Origin of the sequence: Phocaeicola intestinalis, assembly GCF_014837065.1 — a bacterium.
Taxonomy (GTDB): Bacteria; Bacteroidota; Bacteroidia; order Bacteroidales; family Bacteroidaceae; genus Phocaeicola; species Phocaeicola intestinalis.
In genome coordinates this window covers 1-6,604 of record NZ_JACSPP010000096.1, presented here as the reverse complement: position 1 = coordinate 6,604, position 6,604 = coordinate 1, and the positions used below count along the sequence as shown (strand labels likewise).

The window sequence follows — 6,604 nt, the reverse complement described above, 5'->3', positions numbered from 1 at the left end:
CGCAGAAGCTATGGTACAGATTGCATTCATCCAAATCATGCTTAACAAATTTATCGAATGAAATCAAAACAGCTTCTCAATTGTCAGGCCAGTTCCTGGTCATCAGGAACTATGCTAAGATAACAAACGGTTTGTTTGCCAGAATCATTGGCAAAATTAGTGCGCTGACCGTGTTGCAATACGTCAACTATATTAATAACAAGCCTATTGGCAGAATTAAATACGCACTAAATTAATTCCGCCAACGGGTTATATGTAGTAAGAGTCGCCCAGGCATTGATTCGAGACCATCCTTCTACTCGGACATTACGCAGCAGGCAGAGGTCAGCGAGGTGTCTCTGATCACAGTCCGCTATCATGCGTAAAATCCGTTTCTGGAGGCTTTGTCGAGGTCGTAAGACCATGGCTCTGCCGATGGCTCACCACCTGTCCTGCAGCCTGTCTATTCATCTATTGCAAACATCTTCGATGCCTACGGCTATAACCTTGGTTTTACCTTCGTTAAGTCTTGTATCTGACACGATCCAGCAGAGCTGAAACGATGTCCGTCAGACGTAACGACCGCTTTGCGGTAAGGGGTTTTACGGGGTTGGGGAGCAAGTGTATGTTTTCTATGCCCAGAAAACAACCATCCCTTCGGTCGGGAGCATCAAGATGCTGGCACATAAATGTGAAGGAGGCTATTATGAATAATACCCAAGAATCCCAAACCCCTGACTCTTCTCGTAAACATAAGGGAGGTCGCCCCCACATACCAGAGGAACAGAAGCGAACCGTATGCAAGAAGGCTTACTTCACTATTGAAGAGGCTAAATGCGTCGAGCTCGCTGCTGATGAAAACAGGATGTCTGACTCCGAGTACATGAACCAAATGACCATGAACGGCTATGTCAAGGCTCCTATAGATCCTGACTTCGCCAAGGACTTCAGGGCAGCTGCTAACATGGCTGGAAATCTTAACCAGTTAGCATACCAAGCCAACAAGGCTGGCTTCAGCAGTGTGGCAAAGGAACTGCTCGATTTGCGGTCAAGACTTCATGGTGTACTCGATATAATCTACAGCTGGATATGATGCCCAAGATAAGTAACGGTTCTACCTTCGGGGGAATCGTCAATTATGCAAACGACATCAAGGACAAAGGCACAACAATTCTCGCTTCTCGCGGAGTTGATCTTCGAAGCAACTATACCATAGCAAAGTCTTTCAAGATTCAGGCTATGATGAACCAAAGGGTGCGGAATTGTGTCGGACACTTTGCGCTTTCGTTTCCTCCAGAAGACGCACATCGTTGCACTGACGGATTCATGCGTAAACTGGCAATGGAGTATATGAAGAAGATGGGCATCACTGATACCCAGTTTGTCATCTTCCGACACCATGACCACGACCATGACCATGTGCATGTTGTCTATAACCGAGTCAACGATTTCGGCAAGACCATATCTGACGGATGTGATGTAGAAAGAGCAATCGCCATTTGTCAGGCGATGACCAGACACTACGGTCTTCACTGGAGCGATGGCAAGATGAAGGTAAACCGTGACCGACTCAAAGGCAAGGCAGTTGTCAAGTATGCCATCTTTGATGCAGCACAGAAAGCATTGCCTGGCAGTCGTACATGGCTGGATTTCATTGATCGTATGAAGAAGCAAGGCATTCAGGTCAAGGTCGCACCTCGCGAAAGTGGTAAAGGCATGGGAGTTGTCTTCACCAAAGGCAATGTCTCAATGAGTGGTTATCAGGTTGACCGACGCAGTTTGACTTTCTACATGTTGAATCAGCAGTTGTACAACATCAACTCTCTGTTGCCTAAAGACCAGTGGTTGCCTGATGAACCTATGATTCATGAGATCAAGTTTGACGACATGGATTCCGATGTCCGTCTGCCGAAAGTTTCCTTTGGCAAGGAATACGAGTATGTCGAGGACAGTAGCGTGAATATCTATGATGATAACAACGATTCTGCCTTTTTCGATACCGATGCGGCTGCTGAACTTGCTTCCAACGTGGCTGCTGCAGCTGTCGAGCTTGCAGTTGGTCCTGCTGTGGTTCCGACCTCAGGAGGTGGCGGTGGTGGCAGTTCCAGTGGTTGGGGCGATGACAATGATGACGAGAAGAAAAAGAGACCTAAGTTCCACCGTTAATACATTTAGATTATGGGATTTACGAATACAAACTCTAAACCGAAACTCAAACCTGCAAGGATGATAACCAAGGAGAAGGTTCAAGAAGTGAAAGACAAAATGGCTGATATTTCATCCACAGTTGTCTCTTCACAGACTGTGTCTGCACATACTGCTGAATCTTCTGAGCAGGTTGAGGATGCTGATGTCATTGTTCCTGTCTGTCAGTCAGGTTCTGAATCCACAGAAGTGCCAGAAAGTGCGCCTGTCGAGGTTAAGTTCTCTGACAGGTTGCTCAACGACATAACCGTGGAAGACTACTGCTTTCTCTTTGAGACGCTGTTCAACGCTTATTCTGATAACCGAGAAGAAGCGAAGCGAAAGGCAAGAGAAGAGAGCAGACGTAAGCAGGAGGAATCCGGTATCGATGTCATCACACCTGAGAATGCTCTTGTAAAGTGTACTGGTTTCATGAACGACATTCTGACTGGTTACAATCTCTACAAGAAGCATGAGAGTGCTATCGACAAGCAACAGTCGAAGTCCAAGGAGATTGCAGATACTCAGAACGAAACCGTCAAACGTCTGGAGACAGTTATCGGCAGGATTGAGGACGTGCAAGGTGTTAAGGCTCCGAAGAGGCCCCCATTCCCATCGTGGGCATGTCTGGCTTACTTGTTCTGGCACTGGCCTATGTATGGTTTTGCTTACCTCTGGCAGTCGAAGTACTTCCGCAGATTTTGCTTCCTCATCGCATTCTTTGTGATGGTGCTGGAGTTCTGCATGATTATTCTTTTGTCATACGACAACAAGGACCTGCATCATGATCGTGCCAAGTATGTCACTGTCAGAAACTGGTCACTGTCCGAAGGCGATACGGCTACCATCAACAAGTTTGACTATGTGGATTTTATCTACAGCGATGCCAAATACCGCAAGGACGATATTGACGCACTGCAAGAGACAATTCGCAAGAAGTACGACATCATGATGGAAAAGAAGCAGAAGCAACAGAGACAGAAACGTCGCAAGTGATAGGCTTACCACTACTCTCTATTAAAATTGGCGCACCATCCGTAGTGGGTGATGCGCCTTTTCGTTGGCAATTCGTAGTGATATTATTCAATGTCAAATGTAGGCAATTTTTCTACATGCAATAACACCTCGTTTAAGTAGTACACAATCCAACTTTTTCCATTTGTACTCTTGCCACTTGTACTGGATTGCTTTGTACTCATGAAATTTATATTCAGAGAATTTGTATTCATCAAATCCAAATACAGGAAAACCTAACTTTTTTCTTGCGGAATCAGGCATGGTGTAGTCTTGATCGACCAAGCCAAATACGGTATAGCCATGTTTAACACAAAGAGAAAGCATTATTTGTTCTTTTGCAGAGAACACCAAACCACCTAACATAGAACCAACTATGCTTCCTATTGCATATGATATTATAGGAACAGGTATTGCTGCTTGTAATGCAAGTCCTCCAGCCACACCACTGGCTGCAATAACAATGTTCTTTTCTATGTTATAGGCATATTCTCTTCCTGTTAATTCACCCTGAGCACATTTTATTCCATCTGACACAGATTGGCAAACTAAAACAACCATTGTACCAATAATAGGAGCGAATCCGGCAGATTCGGAGGCTGTCTTCATCCATTGTCCTAATAACCCTGTTTCAGCGGCTGTAGATATTGCAGCACAAAAGAAACCTCTGAGAAAGCCATCTTTAGCACCGTTAACACCTGCTTTCCCGATATTCTTTAAGTCTTCTGAATCTAAATAGCCTTCTTTTAGTAACTTTTTCAATGAACCAATCAATTCTGGCACTATTTTTAACAACGCAGAGATCCATGCTGCATTTAATCCTGCATTCATGGCATTTTTTGTAAGATACGCGAAGTCTGCCTTTTTAGCAAGAGTAATGTCGAATCTCTCCGGGTCAAATTTCCCCTCTTTCGCAAGTTGTGCTAACTCACGAGACTCTGCTTCTGTCAAATTTGCAGAAGATGCGCCATCTGGGCTTTCTATGTGAGAAGTTAGCTTCTCTTTAACTTGGATTAATCGTTCAGCAACTTTTGAGCGTTCAGGATTATCAAGATTATTTAGTTCTTTGACAATTTTCTTGTTTAAGGCCTCGATGGCATCTTGAATCTGATCAGATGGAATTAAGCGGGCTTGACCTTCATACATACATAAAGCCATGTCTGTCTTTGGGTCAATTCCACTCATTGCTAGATATTCTTCTCTTGTTGGAATAGATGCCCCTTCGCGCAGATTATGAATATATTTTTGATAAGCGTATTCTAAAGAATGTCCTTGTGCAATCGCACTGTCTGATCCAGATTTATAATATTTTAGACTATAGTCCTCACCCCAAGAAGTTGATACATCTACTGATCCTAAAGTGTTTGACTCTACCTGAACTGCTCGATTGACAGACTGTTTAGCAGCGGCATCTATGTTGAATGTATAAGTATGCCAGGCTTCTGCGACCAATCCTTTAAGTTGTGGATTACCATTATCAGCGTACTTGTTGATGGCTTCACTGAGATTGTCAATTTCTTGCTGAACATTTTTCAAATAATCAGCATTTGCCAATCTGGTATGCTCGCCACCAACAAATGCACCAATCTCTTTTGCATAGAAATCGGCTCCATCCTTAAATGTATTCCGTCTTTCAGACATTTTAGAAATTCATTTTTTCGTCCTCTGCATTATTGTTGGCAGAGTTTTTAAGTTCAAGAAAATCTGTAATATACTTATGATAAAATAAAACAACTGCCAGTTTATATTGTTGTTCTCTTCTTTGAGATGCATTAAGAATGTTATCTATCCATTGCCTTACATAACTGACAAAAGACCCAATTGGATTTTTAACAAACTCACCTGCTATTGCAACGGTAGTCAATGAACCCATGATAATGCCATCAATTGTTGAATAGGAAGTAATGCTATCCATGGATTTCTCTGATTTTACTTTCTTCACATTCTCTGCAATGCGGTCATCAATATTATCCGTACGCATTCCCGATTCTTCTAGTAAAGAGATCAGCTCTATGCGAAATTCTCTTAAGCTTTCTACTGTCCAGTCAAAGTTTTCACAACTTATCCATGCCTTTGTACCTCTGTAGCCAATATGAATGCCATATTTGTTGTAAGAATCAGGGAATGACGCTCTATTAACTTTAGAACCATCTGGACCAATAGCAAGTACATACTCATTTGATGTAATTGCTCTATCTTTCTTAAAAATCTCTTTCTTCAGGTTGATATTACAAATAGAAGGGTTGTCTGAAACAAGAGTCATAAGCAGTTCTGCAAATTCCTCACAGTTCTTATCGAAACATGTAGCAAATGATTTTTCTTGCATATTCTTTATTTTTTTTGTTTATTATAATTGTCCTTTGTCATGATGCCTTTTACTGCTTCTTCAGGGCTTGTTGCTTCTTTTACAAACATCCAGTGAACAATGGCTTGTGAACCATATACGGAAGTGTAGGCTTGTACAAAAGTCCATCCCTTATCAGACAGGTAGTTACCTGCATCAACCATACTGTTGAAAGGGATTTCCTCACCCTTTTCGTCAACAAGTTTTTGTTTGCTTTTCAAGCCACCCCATGCAGAGTAAACAAGGCTATTGCCGAAGTCGAATACAATTTTTAGTCCAGAAGTAAGCTCCTTCTCAATACCTTTAACTTCACAATAGTATCGTTTAGCTTGAGCGGAAACACTTACCGCCAAAATAATAAATAATGATACAAATATTGATCTCATTGTTATTACTTTTTGATTTTACTTGATGGGTATTTCTTTCTAAGTTGCTGAATAAGAGCCTCCATATCGCCTAAATATTCTTTCAGCTGTATAATTTGAAATGCAGTCCATACATCATTTGTTGGTAAGGTGTTTGTTGACGGTCTTGAAATCCGACTAACCTTTCCATCCCAAATCTTAAAGGAAAACACCTCATTCTTTTTAGATTTGTCATTGAAAAACATTGCTTGGTAGCTACCATCCAAGTCAACAGCGACTTTCTTGTTGGATAATTTTGTGAGCAGTTCTTCTTCTGTAAGTCCCTTGAAGTAATCAAAAACCTCGTCAGCAACGACTTTTGAAACATCTTTTCTTTTCAGATCTCTAAGATATACCTCACGTTTGTAGAACTCTTGATAATACTCAGGAATAGACTCTTCATAGATAGTGTCGTTTTTCTCTGCTTTATAATGTACTATCATAAATTGAGAATCATTGATGACATAGTATCGTGAATAAACAATGCCATCACGTTTGTCGGTTGAGATGTGTAATGTGTCTTCTTGGGCATAGGTGATTACCGGTGCCATGCACAGAAATATAATTAACAATATCTTCTTCATGATGAATTACTTATATGGTAGTGTGTCCAGTTCTACGTTCCTAAAAAAGCAGTATCAAACGCCCTTGTTATTGTTCATATTATGCTCTGAAATTT

7 protein-coding genes and 1 pseudogene are annotated in these 6,604 nt (G+C 41.6%); 4 read left to right on the top strand and 4 right to left on the bottom strand.

Annotated features, from left to right (window positions below; all coding sequences use genetic code 11):
- From H9625_RS16745 to H9625_RS16730, 4 genes and pseudogenes are all read left to right on the top strand, one after another.
- Positions 1-236: pseudogene (locus tag H9625_RS16745) on the top strand (hypothetical protein); the annotation flags it as partial.
- Positions 237-541: 305 nt separating this feature from the next.
- Positions 542-1,072 (top strand): plasmid mobilization protein, encoded by a 531-nt coding sequence (locus H9625_RS18090; protein ID WP_394354960.1) that lies wholly within the window; start codon positions 542-544, stop codon positions 1,070-1,072.
- Positions 1,069-2,145: a relaxase/mobilization nuclease domain-containing protein gene (locus H9625_RS16735; protein ID WP_191765449.1), complete on the top strand. Its 1,077-nt coding sequence runs from the start codon at positions 1,069-1,071 to the stop codon at positions 2,143-2,145. The genes H9625_RS18090 and H9625_RS16735 overlap by 4 nt, the downstream gene beginning before the upstream one ends.
- Positions 2,146-2,373: 228 nt before the next feature.
- Positions 2,374-3,159 carry a hypothetical protein gene (locus H9625_RS16730; protein WP_191765447.1) on the top strand — a complete coding sequence of 262 codons (786 nt, stop codon included), beginning with the start codon at positions 2,374-2,376 and terminating at the stop codon, positions 3,157-3,159.
- Positions 3,160-3,252: 93 nt separating this feature from the next.
- Here the strand turns inward: H9625_RS16730 and H9625_RS16725 are convergent, their stop codons facing one another.
- The 4 genes from H9625_RS16725 to H9625_RS16710 are packed head-to-tail and all read right to left on the bottom strand — an operon-like array spanning position 3,253 to position 6,509.
- Positions 3,253-4,818: a hypothetical protein gene (locus H9625_RS16725; RefSeq protein ID WP_191765445.1), complete on the bottom strand. Its 1,566-nt coding sequence runs from the start codon at positions 4,816-4,818 to the stop codon at positions 3,253-3,255.
- A 1-nt stretch (position 4,819) separates the two neighbouring features.
- Positions 4,820-5,503: a hypothetical protein gene (locus tag H9625_RS16720; RefSeq protein WP_191765443.1), complete on the bottom strand. Its 684-nt coding sequence runs from the start codon at positions 5,501-5,503 to the stop codon at positions 4,820-4,822.
- A 5-nt stretch (positions 5,504-5,508) separates the two neighbouring features.
- On the bottom strand, positions 5,509-5,907 hold the full coding sequence (locus H9625_RS16715) for a hypothetical protein (protein ID WP_191765441.1): 399 nt from the start codon (positions 5,905-5,907) through the stop codon (positions 5,509-5,511).
- A gap of 5 nt (positions 5,908-5,912) precedes the next feature.
- On the bottom strand, positions 5,913-6,509 hold the full coding sequence (locus H9625_RS16710) for a hypothetical protein (RefSeq protein ID WP_191765439.1): 597 nt from the start codon (positions 6,507-6,509) through the stop codon (positions 5,913-5,915).
- Positions 6,510-6,604: the final 95 nt, after the last annotated feature.

Coding starts and splice junctions, on each gene's coding strand:
- H9625_RS18090 (WP_394354960.1), top strand. CDS start 542: ATGTCCGTCAGACGTAACGACCGCTTTGCGGTAAGGGGTTTTACGGGG.
- H9625_RS16735 (WP_191765449.1), top strand. CDS start 1,069: ATGATGCCCAAGATAAGTAACGGTTCTACCTTCGGGGGAATCGTCAAT.
- H9625_RS16725 (WP_191765445.1), bottom strand. CDS start 4,818: ATGTCTGAAAGACGGAATACATTTAAGGATGGAGCCGATTTCTATGCA.
- H9625_RS16720 (WP_191765443.1), bottom strand. CDS start 5,503: ATGCAAGAAAAATCATTTGCTACATGTTTCGATAAGAACTGTGAGGAA.
- H9625_RS16715 (WP_191765441.1), bottom strand. CDS start 5,907: ATGAGATCAATATTTGTATCATTATTTATTATTTTGGCGGTAAGTGTT.
- H9625_RS16710 (WP_191765439.1), bottom strand. CDS start 6,509: ATGAAGAAGATATTGTTAATTATATTTCTGTGCATGGCACCGGTAATC.